Raw genomic sequence first — 17,677 nt, 5'->3', positions numbered from 1 at the left:
GCCTTCTGTTCCCGATTGGAGCCCTGATCCGTGGCCGAGCCCCTGTCCGACATCGCCATCGCCCGCGCGGCCCGCAAGAAGCCGATTGCCGAGATCGCCGCGCGGCTGGATATTCCGGACGACGCCTTGATCCCTTATGGCCGCGACAAGGCCAAGCTCGATGCGGACTTCCTGAAGGGTCTGGGAGACCGGCCCGATGGCAAGCTGATCCTCGTCACCGCCATCAATCCGACGCCGGCCGGCGAGGGCAAGACGACGACGACGGTGGGTCTGGGCGACGGGCTCAACCGTATCGGCAAGCGCGCGGCGATCTGCCTGCGCGAGCCCTCGCTGGGTCCGTGCTTCGGCCAGAAGGGCGGGGCGGCCGGCGGAGGCTATGCGCAGGTCGTTCCGATGGAGGACATCAACCTCCATTTCACCGGCGATTTCCACGCCATCACCACCGCCCACAATCTTCTGGCGGCCATGGTGGACAATCACCTCCACTGGGGCAACACGCTGGGGCTCGACCCGCGCCGCATCGTCTGGCGCCGCGTGATGGACATGAACGACCGCGCCCTGCGCGATATGGTTCAGTCGCTGGGCGGCCCGGCCAACGGTCTGCCGCGCGAGTCGGGCTTCGACATCACCGTTGCCTCCGAAATCATGGCCATCGTCTGCCTGGCGGCTGATCTCGACGATCTGCAGGAGCGGCTCGGGCGCATCGTCGTCGGTTATCGCCCCGACAAGTCGCGCGTCACCGCACGCGACCTGAAGGCGGACGGAGCGATGGCGACGCTCCTGAAGGATGCGATGCTGCCGAACCTCGTGCAGACGATCGAGAACAATCCGGCCTTCGTCCATGGCGGCCCCTTCGCCAATATCGCCCATGGCTGCAATTCCGTGGTGGCGACGCGCGCGGCGCTGAAACTGGCCGATTACGTGGTGACGGAAGCGGGCTTCGGGGCCGATCTCGGGGCCGAGAAGTTCTTCGATATCAAGTGCCGGCAGGCCGGGCTGAAGCCGGCCGTCACGGTGATCGTCGCGACCGTGCGCGCCCTGAAGATGAATGGTGGCGTGGCGAAATCGGACCTCGGCACGGAGAATGTCGAAGCCGTGCGGCGCGGCGCGGCCAATCTCAAGCGCCATGTCGGCAACTGCATTTCCTTCGGCGTGCCGGCGATCGTCGCGATCAACCATTTCGGTACGGACACCGACGCCGAGATCGAGGCGGTGCGTGAGGCGGCGGCGGAAGCGGGCGTCGAGGCGGTTCTTTGCAAGCATTGGGCCCAAGGGTCCGCCGGCACGGCGGAGCTGGCCGAGAAGGTGGCGGCGCTCGCTGATTCCGGCCGCGCGCGCTTTAAGCCGATCTATCCCGACGCGATGAGCCTTCTCGGCAAGATCGAGACCGTGGTGAAGGACATCTATCACGGCGCGGCGGTGACGGCGGAGCCCGCCGTACTGAAGGCGCTCGAAAGCTTCGAAGCCGATGGCTACGGCCATGTCCCGGTCTGCATGGCAAAGACACAATATTCCTTCTCGACCGATCCCGCGCTGCTGGGCGCGCCGAGCGACCATATCGTGCATGTGCGCGAGGTGCGTCTGGCGGCGGGCGCCGGCTTCGTCGTCGCGATCTGCGGCGACATTCTCACCATGCCGGGCCTGCCGAGACAGCCGGCGGCCGAGCGCATCTTCCTGGACGCGGAAGGGCGGGTGGAAGGGCTCTTCTGAGTCCGTTTCCACCGCCGGATGAATTCGAGTTCATGAAGCTTTTGTAACTGGCGGACAGAATGACGCAGGCGCAATCTTCTGAGCAGGCGCACGCCACCCAGCCAGCCTCCGACCGCCGGGCCAATTTGATCAGACCCGACCTTCGTGCCGCTTGGACATCTCGTGAGCGCCGATCGAGATCAAGGAGCGAAGTCCCATGCAGAAGTCTTTGTTCGCCACGCTTGCCTTCGTCGGTGCCATCGGCGCCGCTTCGGGCGCTATGGCCGCCACCGATGCCCATCATATCAGGCAGAAGGCTGATGACCCTGTCGTGCAGAAGGTCGCGACCCAGCCCCAGGTGATGACGGAAAAGCCCATCGACCATCCGACGCTGCTCCAGGTTTTTGGGGCGTCCGATGGCGTGTTTTACGACCCCGCGACCAACAACCCGCATACGCACGGCCTGCCGAATTTCTGATGCTGGTGGCCCAAAGGGCCGGGATACCGCCGTAGGATCGGGTTATGTTTCGAAAGCCGGCCTCACAGGTCGGCTTTCGCGCATCTCAAGGAGGCTTCATGGCCGATGATCTGATCTTCTACACCAACCCGATGTCGCGCGGCCGTATGGTCCGCTGGATGCTGGAGGAAGTGGGCGCGCCTTACGAGACGAGAATTCTTTCCTACGGTGCCGACATGAAGTCGGCGGAGTTTCTCACCGTCAATCCGATGGGCAAGGTGCCCGCCATTGTCCATGGCGGCGCAGTGGTCACGGAAGTCGCTGCGATCTGCGCCTATCTGGCCGAGACCTTTCCCGATGCGGGCCTTGAGGCGCGCTCGGCCAAAGAGCGCGCGTCTTATTACCGCTGGATGTTCTTCGCCGCCGGTCCTCTGGAGGCGGCCGTGACGAACCGCGTGCTCGGTGTCGTGGTGCCCGACGAGAAGCGCGGCTTCGTCGGCTACGGGTCCTATCAGTCCGTGCTGGACGCGCTGGAAGGCGCCGTCTCAGCATCGAGCTTCATAGCGGGTGACCGATTTACCGCCGCCGACGTCTATGTCGGCAGCCATCTCTCCTGGGGACTCCAGTTCGGATCGATCGAGCGGCGCGAAGCTTTCGAGGCGTATGTCGAGCGCGTCAAGGCACGCCCGGCGCTTCACCGCGCCACCGAGATCGATGACGCGCTTCTGGCGTCCACCAAGGGGTGAGAGCACTCCGTCCTCGTCCCGGCCGCGCACTTGCGAAGCACTGGCAAATAAGGGTTTGGGGCGAATTTTCGTTGCGGCGGATCGGTCTCTGGGCTAGGTCTCGGTCATGACGAACGCGCACGACAACAAGCAGTGGTGGCAGACCCGCACATAGGCGGCTGCGAACACGTGCGTCTGTTCGAACAACAAAGGCCGCCCCGGAACCCCGGCGGCCTTTTTGCTTGTTCAAGGGCCGCGAGGGCCGGTGCTTCTGGAAGGATTGGATGCGATGACCCTCGAAACCGCCAGCGACGGCGCGTTCAGATACGAGACCGAAGGCGGCGTCACCGTGACGCGCCGTCGGCGCGACGTGGACTATGCCGGCGCCATCGAGCCCTATGTAGACCGCCTCGACACGAGACGAGGCGCGGTTTTTTCCTCCAACTACGAATATCCCGGCCGCTACACCCGCTGGGACACCGCGATCGTCGATCCGCCGCTGGCCGTCACCTCCTCGGGCCGGCATGTGCGCATCGAGGCCCTGAATCCGCGCGGTCGCGTCCTGCTCGGCTTCGTGGCGGCGGCGCTGGAGGGGCATGAGGATATCGCCGAGCGACGGGCGAGTGACGTGCGGCTCGACCTGACGGTCGCCATGCCCTCTCGCGCCTTCACCGAGGAAGAGCGCTCGCGTATGCCCACGGTCTTCTCCGTGCTGCGCGCCATCGTCGCCCTGTTCAAGTCGGATGCCGACAGCGATCTCGGCCTCTACGGCGCCTTCGGCTACGATCTGGCCTTCCAGTTCGATCCGGTGAAGGAAACGCTGGCACGCAGCGACACCAGACGCGATCTCGTCCTTTATCTGCCGGACGAAATCCTGATGGTGGATCACTATTCCGCCCGCGCCTATATCGAATCCTACGAGTTCGAAAAAGACAGCCAGACCACGGAAGGGCTGGAAGGCGGGGGCGAGGACGCGCCCTTCGTCCCGTCCAACCAGAACCCGGAGCGCGGCGACCACAAGCCGGGCGAATACGCCTCGCTGGTGCGGCGCGCCAAGGACAAGTTCATGCGCGGCGACCTGTTCGAGGTCGTGCCGGGGCAGACCTTCTACGAGCGCGTCGAGAGTCGGCCGTCGGCCATCTCGCGCCGCCTCAAGGCGATCAATCCATCGCCCTATTCCTTCTTCATCAATCTTGGCGCCAACGAATTTCTGATCGGCGCGAGCCCTGAAATGTTCGTGCGCGTTTCGGGTCGGCGCGTCGAGACCTGCCCGATCTCAGGCACGATCCGGCGCGGCGAAGATGCGATCTCGGATTCGGAGCAGATCCTGAAGCTCCTGAACTCCAAGAAGGACGAGTCGGAACTCACCATGTGCTCCGACGTCGATCGCAACGACAAGAGCCGCGTCTGCGAGCCCGGCTCGGTGCGCGTCATCGGCCGTCGCCAGATCGAGATGTATTCGCGCCTCATCCATACGGTGGACCATATCGAAGGCCGTCTGCGCGAAGGCATGGACGCGATGGACGCCTTCATGAGCCACGCCTGGGCCGTGACGGTGACGGGTGCGCCCAAGCTTTGGGCCATGCGCTTCATCGAAGAGAACGAGAAGAGCGCGCGCGCCTGGTATGGCGGCGCGGTCGGCATGATGCATTTCAACGGCGATATGAACACCGGCCTGACGCTGCGCACCATCCGGCTGAACGGCGGGATCGCCGAAGTGCGCGCCGGCGCGACGCTTCTCTACGATTCCAACCCGGAAGAGGAAGAGGCCGAGACGGAGCTGAAGGCCTCGGCGCTTCTGGCGGCGATCCGCGAGGCCCGTGCCCCGCAGGCCGCTACGCAGACGGGAGAGCGCCCCAAGGTCGGGGAGGGCGTGCGCATCCTTCTGGTCGATCACGAGGACAGTTTCGTCCACACGCTCGCCAACTATTTCCGCCAGACCGGCGCCGACGTCACCACCGTGCGCACGCCCGTTCCGGAAGAGATCTTCGACCGCGTGTCGCCCGATCTCGTGGTGCTGTCGCCCGGACCCGGCAAGCCGGATGATTTCGACTGCCGCAACACGATCGCCATGGCGCGTCAGCGTCAGGCGCCGATCTTCGGCGTCTGCCTCGGGCTTCAGGCACTGGCCGAGAGCTATGGCGGCACGCTGCGCACGCTGCACGTGCCGGTTCATGGCAAGCCCTCGCGCATTCGCGTGTCCACGCCCGGAACGATCTTCGCCGGCCTGCCGTCGGAGGTGACGGTCGGGCGCTATCACTCGATCTTCGCCGATCCCGTGCGCCTGCCGCGCGAGTTCGAGGTGACGGCCGAGACGGAGGACGGCGTTGTCATGGCCTTCGAGCACAAGCACGAGCCGGTTGCGGCGGTGCAGTTCCATCCGGAAAGCATCATGAGTCTGGGCGGCGACGCCGGCATGAGAATGATCGAGAACGTCGTGGCCAAGCTGCCCCGGCGAACACGGACGAAGGCGGACTGAGCGATGAATGCAGCAACGATCACCATGAGCGACGACGAGGGCGGCCGTCTCGTCAAGCGAACCGCAGTCTATACCGTCGCGATCGCCTGCCTGGTCTTGGGGATCAAATATCTCGCCTATCTCGTCACGGGCTCCGTCGCGCTCTTTTCGGACGCGCTCGAATCGATCGTCAATGTCGTGGCTGGCCTCATCGCCCTTTGGGCGGTGACGGTCTCCTACAAGCCCGCCGATGCCGATCACCCGTTCGGGCATACGAAGGCGGAGTATTTCTCCGCCGTCGTGGAAGGCGTCCTTATCGTTCTGGCGTCGCTGCTCATTCTGCGGGAAGCGTGGTACGCCTATCTCGAGCCGCGTGCCATGGACGCGCCGCTTCTCGGCATGGCCATCAATGGCGTCGCCACCGCCATCAACGCCTTCTGGGCCTCGGTTCTGATCCGCAAGGGGCGCGAGCACCGCTCGCCGGCGCTCGATGCGGACGGACGCCATATCATGGCCGATGTGGTGACCTCGGTCGGTGTCCTGGCTGGTCTCGGTGTGGCTGAGGCGACGGGTTGGGTGATCCTCGATCCGCTGCTGGCCGCGCTCGTCGCGCTCAACATCCTGCGCGAAGGCTGGAAGGTCGTGGCTGCTTCCCTCTCCGGTCTGATGGATCAGGCTTTGGACGGCCCCGACGATACGCGCGTGCGCGAGATCATTTCCACCATGGCCGAGGGCGCGCTGGAAGTTCACGACGTGCGCACGCGCATCGCGGGGCGTGCCATCTTCATCGAGTTCCACATGGTAGTGCCGAGCGCCATGAGCGTCGGCGACGCGCATGTCATCTGCGACCGGATCGAGGACGCCGTGCAGGGCGAATTCCTGAACGCCCGCGTGCTCATCCATGTCGAGCCGGAGGCCGAGGCCAAACAGGTCGGCGTGCCTGTCCTCTAGGCAGGTTTGCGCATTCTCAAGCTAAGCGGTTGAGAGGGCGGCGAATTTCGCTGCCCTTTTATTTTGCGACTGCGAAGGCATTGGGCATTCCTTGCTGCAATGCAAGAGGGCGATCAATAGGAAGTGTGACTTACGTCACGAACGGACTGTTCGCTATTTGCTACTCGTAGGCGCGCACGGGATCGCCTATCTCTCACTCATCGAACGACGCGGGACAGTAAAACTTCAGATCGGGGCGTTAGCCGATCGATCCCCGCCAGTCGCTACGACTTTGATGAGGAATAAAATTATGAAGACTTTCACGTTTGCGTCCGCTGCCGTGCTCTCTCTTGTTGCGCTCACCAGTGTTTCGTCTGCCGCAGGACTGGTCCCCGGATCCGATTTCTACGAAGAGGTCCAGGCTGATCATGCAGCCAACACGGTGATCGTGGGTTCGGCCGCGGCCAAGGGTGCGCCGATCGCAACCTTCGAAACCCGTTCGTTCGGCTATCCGGCTGGCGTCAGCGCCAATGAGGGCATTGTCCCCGGCTCGCGGGGCGAGACCCATGCCGCCGAGGCTCGCGACATCAACGCTGTTGCCAAGGGTGTCTACAACCACGGTGTGACCCCGGCCGCGAGCGTCTCGCAGCTTCTGGTTCCGGGCTCCGACACCGACTTCTAATTCGGTCCGGCGTCGATCGCTGATGCCAAGCCCGGCTTTCGAGCCGGGCTTTTTTGTTTTCTCGGAAAGCTCGATCGCGAACGGGCAGGGGCCTTGTGTTTCGAGGCGAGCCGCGCGAGACTGGGCGCCATGAACCGGATCGAATCCCCTTTCGCCTCTCATGGCGTCGTCGCGGCAAAAGCCGCCACGGGATTCGCTCGACTTCTTCCGGCCCTTCTCGCGCTTACTGGCGATCGTCGGGCCCGTTAAGAAGAGGCGCCCGGCGATCGAGCCGGCGCTTTGCGCCTCCAGTCTCTTCGGCTTTACATCCACCCGAAACTTTGAAAGACGGCTTTACGCGCCCCTTGGCCGACCGTCTTCGCCGAACGAGCAAGGTTCTTCGATGTCCGCATCCTCTCCCGTCATGGCCAAGGCCTTCACCAAGTACCAGCCCTATCCGGCCGTCGATCTGACCGATCGCCAATGGCCTTCGCGTCGCATCGAGACGGCGCCGATCTGGTGCTCGGTGGATTTGCGCGACGGCAATCAGGCCCTGGTCGATCCGATGGGCCACGACCGCAAGTCGCGCATGTTCGCGCTGTTGAAGGCGATGAACTTCAAGGAGATCGAGATCGGTTTCCCCTCCGCGTCGCAGACCGATTTCGATTTCGTACGCTGGTGTGTGGAAGAGGGGGGCGTCGCCGATGATGTGTCCTTGCAGGTCCTCGTCCAGTGCCGCCCCGAGCTGATCACCCGCACCTTCGAAAGCTTGGAGGGCGCGCGCCAGCCCATCGTCCATTTCTATAACTCCACCAGCGAGTTGCAGCGCCGCGTCGTGTTCGGCAAGGATCGTGCCGGCATTCGCCAGATCGCGGTGGATGCGGCCAAGATGATCACCGATATGGCGGCCAAGGCCGGCGGCGGCTTCCGCTTCGAATATTCGCCGGAAAGCTTCACCGGCACCGAACTCGATTTCGCGCTGGAAATCTGTAACGCCGTTGCCGAAGTGGTGCAGCCGACGGCCGAGAACCGGCTGATCCTGAACCTGCCGGCGACGGTCGAGATGTCCACGCCCAATATCCATGCCGACCAGATCGAATGGATGAGCCGCAATCTGGACAATCGCGACCGCATCCTCCTGTCGCTGCATCCTCATAACGACCGGGGCACGGCGATCGCCGCGACCGAACTCGGCCTCCTGGCAGGAGCGGACCGTGTCGAGGGCACGCTGTTCGGCAATGGCGAGCGCACGGGCAATGTGGATCTGGTGACCTTGGCGTTGAACATGTTCACGCAAGGCGTCGATCCCGAGCTGGATGTGTCCGACATCAACCGGATCAAGGACGTCTACGAATATTGCAACCAGCTCGCGATCCCCGAGCGCCATCCCTATGTGGGCGAACTCGTCTACACCGCCTTCTCGGGCTCGCATCAGGACGCGATCAACAAGGGCATGAAGGCGCATAAGGTCGCCAACACGCCGGTTTGGGAAGTGCCGTATCTGCCGATCGACCCGCAAGATGTGGGCCGCTCCTATGAGGCGATCATCCGCATCAACTCGCAATCCGGCAAGGGCGGCATCGCCTATGTCCTGCAGGCCGATTACGGCTTGAACCTGCCGCGCAATCTGCAGATCGAGTTCCGCGAGGATATTCAGCGGATCACCGACGAGGAAGGCAAGGAACTGCCGGTCAAGCGCATCTATGACCGTTTCATCGAGCGCTATGTCGAGCAGCCGGGCGCGCGCCTGCGCTATGTCGAGCATTTCACCAAGGTGGAAGGCGATCGCAACAGCCGTTTGGTGGAGGCGACGATCATCGACAACGGGCAGGAGACGACGATCACGGGGCGTGGCACCGGCGCCATCGACGGGTTCATCAACGCGCTGAACCGGCATTTGGGCTTGTCGCTGAGCGTCGCCGATTATTCCGAACATTCGCTCCAGCGAGGCTCGAATGCCAGCGCGATCGCCTATATGGAGGTCGAGCACGGAAACGGGCGCGTGTTCGGCGCGGGCATCGATCAGAATGCGACGACCGCATCGCTGAAGGCGATCGTCTCGGCGGCCAACCGAGCGTTGGAAGGCTGAGGGCGCGAACGCGCATCGGCATTCGGCTTCCGCTCGTGGTCAGGCTTCGCGAAAGCCTGCTCGATTAAGCACATGAGGTGGGCGGTGGCGAATCATGACGATCCGCCCACGCGACCAGTCGAGGGGGCAAGATGGCCGAGGCCAAGTCCGCTGTGGCGGCGACGAACGGGACGAAGAGATTGGCGGACGCTGTGCGTGCCGCCAAGATCGCCGCCGCTCAGCGCACCGACATCGTGGTGGACATTCGCGAGGCCGACCGCGCTCGACTGGAGATGTTTGCCGATGAACTGCAGCCGATCATGGATGCGGTTCCACTGGATGACGATCTCTTCGATTTCACCTTGTCCAACGGCACCCATCCACGCTTCTGGATCGACGCGACGGCTCATGTTGTGATGGGCCGGGACCGTCGGACCTATCGCTTCGTTCGCGAAACCCGCCTGGGCCGCGTGACACTGGTCGAATCGCCCGAGCTTCGCTTCGTGGTGGACCGCGTGACCGACTATATCGCCGAGCGAATCGTAGAGCGGGACAAGGCCTTGGCCGTGTTCGACGGGCTGGGGTCGCGATTGTCCGCGCCGGAGCGCCCGGTGCAGACGCTGACCGCGCCGATCACCCCCGCCCACGATGCTCCATTGCGCTTACCGCAACGCCCCCGCTCCACCGATTTCGTGATCGCCCTGTCGTGGATGATGATCGGCATCGTGGTCGGCATCGGCGTTCTCCTGGCGATCATCGCGGCGCGCGGAACCCATTTGTTCTGAAGCACCGCCCGCGCCAAGCGGCCGCTTCGTGCGGCCTGCTTTCTCTCCCCATGTCATGCTTCGAGAGCCGTCCCCATCCGCTTGGGGCCGTTTTTATTTCCGGATGCGGGCTGCAAAAAGGGCGATGCCGCCGACCGCCAAGCCCCAGAAGGGCGCGCTGATGCCCAAGAATGCCGTGCCGGATGCGGTCGTCACGAAACACAGGATCGCCGCTTCCCGGTCCTGTGCCTGCGCGATCGTGCCGCTGAGGGCGTTGGTGAAGGCGCCGATCAAAGCCAGCCCGGCCATGGCCTGCACCAGAACCGGCGCCTGGCCTGCGAAAACCGTCACCCAGCCCGCTGCCAAACCGAAGGCGATATAGGCGAGCCCCGATACCACACCCGCCCACCAGCGGCGCGCGCGATCCGGACCCGCTTCGTCGCCCGCGCAGATGGCGGCCGTGATGGCCGCCAGATTGACCGCATGGCCGCCGAAGGGCGCGCAAGCCAAGCTGAACAGACCCGTGACGGTGAACAAGGGGCCGGGTTCGGGCGAGAAGCCGTTCACCTTCAGGACCGCAAGGCCCGGGATGTTCTGCGAGGCCATGGTGATCAGGAAGAGCGGCAGGCCGATACCGACCATGGTCGCCAGAGACCAGTCCGGCGCGACGAAGACCGGTGCGGGGATGATCGACACCTGCTCCATCGGCGCGGGATGCGTTGCGAGGATCAAGAGAACGGTCGCGACGGCTGCGGCCGGCACCGCCAAAATACGGCTCCAACGCCCGACCAGAAACCAGACCGCCACGATGGCAAGACCTGCCAGCGGCATGGCCGCGACGGCTTTGACCGGCGCCAGACACAAGGGAAGCAGAATCCCGGCCAGCATGGCATTGGCAAGCGAAACGGGGATCGCGGACATTGCTCGTCCGATCGGCTTCACCAGACCGGACAGGGTGACGAGCGCTGCGGCCAGGATGAAGGCGCCGATCGCCGCCGCAAAGCCGCCATGCGGCACGCCCGCTCCGGCCAGAAGCGCCGCGCCCGGCGTGGACCAGGCAATGGAAATCGGCATTCTCGTGCGCAGGGTGACGAGGATGCCGCACACCCCCATCGCCACCGATAACGCCAGGATGCCGGACGCGGCCTGTTCCTGCGTGGCTCCCACGCCGACAAGCCCCTGCAGCACCACCGAAAACGAACTGGCAAAGCCGACAAAGGCGGCGAGGAGGCCTGCCGAGATGGCGGGCAGGGGCGGAAGGCGCATGGCGAAGCTTTCGGCGGATCGTCGCGGAGGGCCTGTCGCCTTACGACCGATCCGAAAGCCGCCGCAAGCGGAATTCAACCGAAGGCTGGTCCTCTTCGCCTTCGACACTCAAGTGATGTCCAGGGTAAGTCGAACCAGCCTCCGCCTCCCGACGACCTCGGCAAAAAGTGCCTAAAGCGCTGTTTCCGAATTCATCTCCGGCACCGGCGCTTTCGCGTCTGCGCGCGGTCGGGGATCGATCGCTGTGCCATCGGACAGGAGTTGTCGCTCGCGAATCCAGTCGATGCCCGATCCGTCCAGCCGCAAGCCGCGCTCTCGCTGCGTCAACGACCATTGGCCCGGCCCGCCTTCGATCTCGAACAGATTGTAGCGCGAGGGCGGCTTGGAACTTCCGGCGCTCTGGCTGGCGGAGGGTACGCCGACCACAGGCACTTTCTCGCCGCTTGGACCCGTCAGCCAATAGATCGTGTCGAGATGGGTGTGCCCGTGCAGGACGAGTTCCGCGCCCACATCGTGAATGACCTTGGAGAAGAACTGCTTGCCGATGAGGCGCTTCGACCAGGCTGCCGCGCCCGAGATCGGCGGATGGTGGATCATCACGACGCGGAACAGGCCGCGCTCCTTCGCCTCCGCCAGGAGCTTGGCCGTGCGCAGCGCCTGTCCGCGCTTGAAGGAACCGGTTGCGAAAAAGGGCGCGGTCGCCTCCGCGCTGGACGTACCGATGATCGCGACCGGGCCGCGAACGCGCAGATAAGGGAAGTGCTTGGCTTCGGCCCCTGGACGATGATCGCCCATCATATAGGGATGCCATTCCCGGTAGGCGCGCTTGAGAGCGCCCGGCACATAGGCATCATGATTGCCGGGGATGACAGACACCCAGTCCGGCTTTCCCATGTCTTCCAGCCAGAGGCGCGCGCCGATGATCTCCTGCTTGGAAGCAAGATTCACCAAATCGCCGGTAACGGCCACATGGTCGGGATGCTGCGCCTTCATGTCGTTGACGAGGCGCAGCAGCGTGTCGCCGAACATCGCCCGCTTTCGATTGCGCTGCCAGTTGATGTAGCCTGTGATCCGCTTCGAGGCGAGTTCCCGGTAGGAAAGCTCCGGCAGCGGGCCGAGGTGAATGTCGGAGAGATGGGCGAGTCGGAACATGGGGCAGCAAGTAGCCGATCGCGCCGGGATGGGAAGGGGCGGACCGTGAGGCAACGCGCGCAACGTTGGCTCGGGTGGGCGCTGCGGCGCTGGGCGCTCCTGTCACGCCCCATGACGCTGGGCGTGCGGCTTCTCGCCTATGATAAAGCAGGCCGCGTCTTCTTGGTGCGACACGCCTATCGCGATGGCTGGTATCTGCCGGGCGGTGCGGTGGACCCCGGCGAAACGGCGATTGCCGCCGCGCGCCGCGAAGCCGAGGAGGAGGGACATCTTCTGTGCGAGACCGAGCCTCGCCTCGTCGCCGTGTTCTACAACAGGCGGGAGGGGCGGGACCATGTCCTCCTGTATCGCTGCGATCGCGTCCGGCAGGCGAGGCCGCGTCGGCCGGATCGCGAGATCGCCGAAACCGGCTTCTTCGCGCCAGACGCCTTGCCGGAGGGTACGACGCCGGCCACGCGCCGGCGCATCGATGAAGATCGCACGGGCATGCCGCGCCCCGAAGACTGGTAGCCCTCAGCCTGCCGGCAAGCGCTCCCGGTCATGCGGCTGAGTGAGGTCTTGCTCGGGGCCGAGCGGCACGATGCCTGTCGGATTGATGGTGCCGTGGCTCTCGTAATAGTGATGCTTGATGTGGTGGAAATCGACGGTCTCGGTGACGCCCGGCCACTGGTAGAGTTCCAGCATGTAATGGAACAGGTTTGGATAATCCGCGATCCGTTTCCGGTTGCATTTGAAATGCCCGACATAGACCGGATCGAAGCGGATCAGGGTCGTAAACAACCGCCAGTCCGCCTCGGTGATGCGAGGGCCGGTCAGGTAGCGCTGCCGGCCGAGCCTCTCTTCCAACTCGTCCAATGCGCCGAAGAGCTGATGAAACGCCTCCTCATAGGCGTCCTGCGTCGTCGCGAATCCGCATTTGTAGACGCCGCTGTTCACCTTGTCATAGACGAAGCCGTTCACCCCATCGATCTCCGCCTTCAGATCGACCGGGCAGACATCGACACTGGCGGCACCGAACGCGTCGAAACTCGAATTGAACATGCGGAGGATTTCGGCCGATTCGTTGTTGACGATCGTACCCTCCTTCTTGTCCCACAGGACCGGCACGGTGACGCGGCCCGTATAGGTCGGGTCGGCCTTCAGATAGACCTCGTAGAGCCGCTTCGCGCCGTTGACGCTATCGGGGATGGCACCCTGCCGCTCGGAAAAGACCCAGCCTTCCTCGGCCATGTGCCAGTCCACGACGGAGAGGGAGATGACGTCCTCCAGCTTCTTGAGCTTGCGCAGGATCAGCGTGCGATGGGCCCACGGGCAGGCGAGGGAAACGTAAAGGTGATAGCGCCCCGCCTCCGCAGGGACGGCGTCCTGCCCGTCCGGCCCCGGCGCGCCGTCCGGCGTCACCCAGCGGCGGAAGCTCGTGACCGTGCGTTGAAAGCGACCGCCGGTCGACTTTGTGTCGTACCATGTGTCTTGCCATTGGCCATCGACCAGAAGTCCCATCGCGCGTCTCCGCCGCCATTCTCATCCTCGCGATGATACGCGAAGCGGACGACGCCTGTTCCGCGAAAGCTTTGGAACACTCCGTCACTCCCGGCATTTAATCGCAGCCTCGCGGCAAGCATGGATTTTGCCGAACCAAGGTGCTATGAGGCGCGGCCGGTCTGGCGACCGGGAACACCCGAAAGGTCCATGCCTTGCTGCGACGACGACGAGATGAAGCGGCCAAAGCCGCGATGATCGACGCCGCCACCTGACCCCTTCAAAGGTCCGGTTTCGGGCGGCTTGGTTTCCCACGCCGATCAGGACCTTTCCATGCTGTCCATTCTTCAAGATCTCGACCTCGTTTTCGAGGCGGAACAGTTCGCGCATGCGGACACGATCGAAGCCATTAATGCCGAAGCCTTCGGGCCCGGCCGGTTCACGCGCGCGGCGGAGCGGGTGCGCGAGGCGAGCGCGCACGATCTCACTCTTTCGCGGGTCGCCATGATCCGGGGCGAGGTGGTCGGCTCCGTGCGTCTGACGCCGGTGCGGATCGGAGACGCTCCCGTCCTGATGCTCGGACCCTTGGCCGTCCGTCCCGCCTTCAAGAAGCGGGGCATCGGCCGGATGCTTCTCTCGCTCAGCGCCGACGCGGCGCGCGAGGCGGGTGAGACAGCGATTTTCCTTGTGGGCGATCGCGCCTACTACACGCCACTCGGCTATGTGCCGCTTCCGATCGGCTCGGTGATCATGCCGGGGCCGGTGGACCAGGCGCGGATCCTCGGTCTGGAACTCATTCCCGGCGCTCTTCACGGCGTATCGGGGGCCGTGCTGCCACGCCGCTGAGGCAGGCAGCGAGGATCACGAGAGAATGCTGAACCCGCCAGCGAGCGTGGAGCGCTGGCCGACATGCTCCGCTTTCTCGGCCAGCCACCGCCCGGCTGCCTCTCGGCCGAGGTCACGCAGCGTCGTGAGTTCCGACCAGCGCGTGTCCAGTTTGCCCGCGCCGCTGCGCCGTGACATCTCGTCGTCCGCCGCGATCATATGCAGGCGCAGACCCGCGATACGGCGCAGAACGGGATTCTCCAGATCCTCGCCCTTCACCAGCCTCTGCATCTCGGTCAGCATCCGGAGATCTCGGATCAGCGAGGTGTTGAAGGTGATTTCCTGCACCCGGTCCATGATGTCGCCTGGCGTTTCCGGCGTCCCCGAGCGGTGAAATGGCGTGACCTGGACGATCAGAATGTCGGTCGAGCCGTGGTCGTCCGCGAAGAAGGGCCTCAACATCGGGTTGCCGACATAGCCCCCGTCCCAATAAGGCCGGCCGTCGATCTCGACCGCACGAAAAATATCCGGCAGGCAGGCGGAGGCGAGAAGCGCGTCAGCGGTCAGTTCCCGACCGGAAAAGACGCGCACGTTCCCCGTTTCGACATCGGTGGCCGACACGAAGGTCGGCACGACACGCTCGCTTTGTAGAAGCGGGAAGTCGATGACCGCGTCCACCACCGCGCGGAGCGCATTGTCGGAGGGCAGGCCGAGCGAATAGGGAGATACGAGCTGCCCGAACAGCTTCATCCGTTCGATCGTCTCATGCACCATAGACCGGCTGAACGGAAAGAAGGGGAGGCGGTTCTCGGCTGCGCCCAAGGGCGAGCGGCGCGCGACTTCCAGCCACAGTGCTTCCAGCCTGCGCCGCGCGCCCTCCGGCCCTTCGGCGAGCCCTGTGGCGAGCGCGGCGGCGTTCAATGCGCCGGCGCTGGTGCCGCTGATCGCCGCCGTCGGAAATCGACCGTCTTCCAACAGGCGATCGAGGACGCCCCAGGTGAAGGCACCATGGGCGCCACCACCTTGAAGGGCGAGACAGACTGACGTCATGGGGCGAGCCTCCGCTTCGATCCACCCTATGTGATCTCGGCGAGCGCTCTTCGCAATTGCGAAATCGAGAAAGGCTCTAGCGTCCCTCACGATACCAGGTGGCGGAGAGCGCCAGGAGCAGAACCGCCAGTCCCAGGAATCCCGCAAACAGCGGCGTGCGATCGACCCCGCGCAGCACCGTCTCGTCCGTGGTGCGAAGGCCGATCCAGTCGCGTCCCGAGGCTTCGGCCCGCCCGGCCATGGGCACGATGCGCGGTACGCTGATGCCGCCCGTTTCTCCCGCCAGCCGCCTGACATCGCCGCGCGTCTCGGCCGCGATCGGTTGCAGCTTGGCCGTGGTCGAGATCGCCTCGCGATATTCGCGCGGGTTCACCGGTCCGATATTGGCGAGCGCGCGCAGGTCGCCACTGGCCACTTGATACAGGCCGAGTTCGTTCGCCTGAAGGCGACCCTGCCACTCTCCGTTGCCGCCGTCCGCGAGCGTCACCTGCAAGGCTTGGCCGGTCGGCGTGACGACGGTCGCCGGGCCGGGGTCGCCGCCGATCGTGTGGCGCGTGATTACGAGGTCGGAGCCGGTGCCCTCGGCGTCCAGCGCCTCTTCCTCCAGCTCCGGCTCCTTCATCAACCAATGCGCGAGGCGGCGAAACAGGGCGACATGGGGCCCGCCGCCCTCGTAGCCGCGCGACCAGAGCCAGCCTTGATCCGACAGGAGCAATGCGACGCGACCTTCGCCGGCCCGGTTGAGCACGAGAAGCGGCTTGTTGTCCGGGCCGGTCATGACGACCTCGCCCTTGGTCTCGCCGACATCGACGGTGCGGAACCAGGGGCTCCAGTTGGGAGGCGAGGCCTCCGAGCCCGGCAAGCCCCGCGTCACGGGATGCTTGCGACCCAGATCGGAAAGCGTGGGCCGGAAGGCGCGCAGATCGACTTCGCCCGTCGGGAGGGCCGGCAGGATGGAGGCCAGCGGCGAATTGGCGACCGAATCCGGCCCGGCATATTCCGGCCCGGAGGCGATCAGCATGGCGCCGCCCTTTTCCACATATTGCGCGATATAGTCGTAATAGAGCGTCGGCAGCACGCCGCGCCGCTGGTAGCGGTCGAAGATGATAAGGTCGAAATCCTCGATCTTTTCGACGAACAGCTCTCGTGTCGGGAAGGCGATCAGCGACAATTCGTTGATCGGCGTTCCGTCCTGTTTTTCCGGTGGGCGCAGGATCGTGAAATGCACGAGATCGACCGCCGCGTCGGATTTCAGGAGATTGCGCCAGGTGCGCTCGCCCGCGTGTGGCTCGCCCGACACGAGCAGCACGCGTAGATTCTCGCGAATGCCATCGATGATTGCGATAGCGCGATTGTTGACCGGGGTGATCTCCTGCGGATCGCGCGCGGCGGAGAGTTCGACGATATTCTTGCCGGCGCGCGGCAGCGTGATCTCCACGGATGTCAACTCTCCCGGCACCGCGCTCTGGCGCTGCACGAGATCGCCGTTCAGGAAGACCTGCACCTCGACGGGATTGCGCGAGGCGCGCGGCCCTTCCTCCACGACGCGGTAGGTCAGCGTCTGCGGCTGCGACACGAGCCCGAAGCGCGGCGCGGTGACGATATCGAGCCGGCGGTCGAACTCGCTCGGTCGCCCGGTGATGAGCGCATGGAGTGGCGCGTCGAAGCCGAGCGCGCCGGCATTGGGCGGAATGTCGTGGACCTGCCCATCGGTCACCATGATGGCGCCGCCGACACGCCCCGGCGACACGTCGCTCAAGGCCGAGCGCAGCGCACCGAACAGCGCGGTCGAGACGTCGCTCGTGCCCTCCGAGCGCGCATCGACTTCCCGTACCTCGAATTGCGGGAATGCCGACAGGCGCTGGCGCAGCGTCGCCACGGCCTCGTCCGTCTGCGCCGTGCGCTCGCCGATCGTCTGGCTCTGCGAGCGATCGGCCACGAGCGCGACGACGCTTTTCAAGGGGTCGCGCTGCTCGCGTAGAACGACGGGGTTCAGCAGCGCCAGAAGCAGCGCGGCGATCGCGCAAACGCGCAGAACCGACCCGCGCAGGCCGGAAAAGACCAAAGCCGCCGCCAGAAACAGCGCGGAAATGCAGAGAAGGGCAAGCACCGTCCAGGAGAAAAACGGCGCGAAATCGATCGACCAGTTCATC

The 17,677-nt window shown here is 64.7% G+C and carries 15 protein-coding genes; 10 read left to right on the top strand and 5 right to left on the bottom strand.

All coding sequences use genetic code 11. From position 1 onward, the window contains the following. Positions 1-30: 30 nt before the first annotated feature. The 8 genes from AUL36_RS07250 (at position 31) to AUL36_RS07215 (ending at position 9,773) form a co-directional block, all read left to right on the top strand. Complete coding sequence (locus tag AUL36_RS07250; RefSeq protein ID WP_062219345.1) at positions 31-1,710, top strand: formate--tetrahydrofolate ligase; 1,680 nt, start codon at positions 31-33, stop codon at positions 1,708-1,710. 196 nt (positions 1,711-1,906) lie between these two features. After that, complete coding sequence (locus tag AUL36_RS07245; RefSeq protein ID WP_062219343.1) at positions 1,907-2,167, top strand: hypothetical protein; 261 nt, start codon at positions 1,907-1,909, stop codon at positions 2,165-2,167. Between the two features lie 98 nt (positions 2,168-2,265). Continuing rightward, on the top strand, positions 2,266-2,892 hold the full coding sequence (locus AUL36_RS07240) for a glutathione S-transferase family protein (RefSeq protein ID WP_062219335.1): 627 nt from the start codon (positions 2,266-2,268) through the stop codon (positions 2,890-2,892). A 268-nt stretch (positions 2,893-3,160) separates the two neighbouring features. Beyond that, on the top strand, positions 3,161-5,350 hold the full coding sequence (locus AUL36_RS07235) for an anthranilate synthase (protein WP_062219333.1): 2,190 nt from the start codon (positions 3,161-3,163) through the stop codon (positions 5,348-5,350). Positions 5,351-5,353: 3 nt separating this feature from the next. Continuing rightward, positions 5,354-6,280: a cation diffusion facilitator family transporter gene (locus tag AUL36_RS07230; protein WP_062219331.1), complete on the top strand. Its 927-nt coding sequence runs from the start codon at positions 5,354-5,356 to the stop codon at positions 6,278-6,280. 289 nt (positions 6,281-6,569) lie between these two features. Beyond that, positions 6,570-6,941 carry a hypothetical protein gene (locus tag AUL36_RS07225; protein WP_058601818.1) on the top strand — a complete coding sequence of 124 codons (372 nt, stop codon included), beginning with the start codon at positions 6,570-6,572 and terminating at the stop codon, positions 6,939-6,941. Positions 6,942-7,323: 382 nt separating this feature from the next. Then, positions 7,324-9,009, top strand: coding sequence for a 2-isopropylmalate synthase (gene leuA / locus AUL36_RS07220; protein WP_062219330.1), 1,686 nt, complete (start codon positions 7,324-7,326; stop codon positions 9,007-9,009). A gap of 179 nt (positions 9,010-9,188) precedes the next feature. Further along, positions 9,189-9,773, top strand: a complete 585-nt coding sequence (locus AUL36_RS07215; protein ID WP_244493432.1) for a hypothetical protein — start codon at positions 9,189-9,191, stop codon at positions 9,771-9,773. 93 nt (positions 9,774-9,866) lie between these two features. On the opposite strand, the gene AUL36_RS07210 is transcribed toward AUL36_RS07215, so the two are convergent. Next, a complete protein-coding gene (locus tag AUL36_RS07210) occupies positions 9,867-11,018 on the bottom strand; it encodes a benzoate/H(+) symporter BenE family transporter (RefSeq protein ID WP_062219328.1) in 1,152 nt (383 codons plus the stop codon). Between the two features lie 171 nt (positions 11,019-11,189). Then, positions 11,190-12,170 (bottom strand): metallophosphoesterase family protein, encoded by a 981-nt coding sequence (locus tag AUL36_RS07205; protein WP_062219326.1) that lies wholly within the window; start codon positions 12,168-12,170, stop codon positions 11,190-11,192. A 45-nt stretch (positions 12,171-12,215) separates the two neighbouring features. On the opposite strand from AUL36_RS07205, the gene AUL36_RS07200 reads away from it, so the two are divergent. Then, entirely contained in the window at positions 12,216-12,680 is a 465-nt protein-coding gene (locus AUL36_RS07200) for an NUDIX domain-containing protein (RefSeq protein ID WP_062219324.1), read from the top strand. Positions 12,681-12,683: 3 nt separating this feature from the next. On the opposite strand, the gene AUL36_RS07195 is transcribed toward AUL36_RS07200, so the two are convergent. Then, complete coding sequence (locus AUL36_RS07195; protein ID WP_062219322.1) at positions 12,684-13,670, bottom strand: glutathione S-transferase family protein; 987 nt, start codon at positions 13,668-13,670, stop codon at positions 12,684-12,686. Positions 13,671-13,982: 312 nt separating this feature from the next. On the opposite strand from AUL36_RS07195, the gene AUL36_RS07190 reads away from it, so the two are divergent. Beyond that, on the top strand, positions 13,983-14,495 hold the full coding sequence (locus AUL36_RS07190) for a GNAT family N-acetyltransferase (RefSeq protein ID WP_062219320.1): 513 nt from the start codon (positions 13,983-13,985) through the stop codon (positions 14,493-14,495). 15 nt (positions 14,496-14,510) lie between these two features. Here the strand turns inward: AUL36_RS07190 and AUL36_RS07185 are convergent, their stop codons facing one another. Both AUL36_RS07185 and AUL36_RS07180 read right to left on the bottom strand, forming a co-directional pair. After that, on the bottom strand, positions 14,511-15,524 hold the full coding sequence (locus AUL36_RS07185) for a patatin-like phospholipase family protein (RefSeq protein WP_062219318.1): 1,014 nt from the start codon (positions 15,522-15,524) through the stop codon (positions 14,511-14,513). A gap of 76 nt (positions 15,525-15,600) precedes the next feature. Then, complete coding sequence (locus AUL36_RS07180; protein ID WP_062219316.1) at positions 15,601-17,676, bottom strand: hypothetical protein; 2,076 nt, start codon at positions 17,674-17,676, stop codon at positions 15,601-15,603. Position 17,677 lies beyond the last annotated feature (1 nt).

This window comes from Aureimonas sp. D3 (assembly GCF_001463805.1).
Lineage (GTDB): Bacteria > Pseudomonadota > Alphaproteobacteria > Rhizobiales > Rhizobiaceae > Aureimonas > Aureimonas ureilytica_A.
The sequence above is the reverse complement of the archived record's forward strand: the minus strand, read 5'-3'. Positions and strand labels throughout refer to the sequence as shown.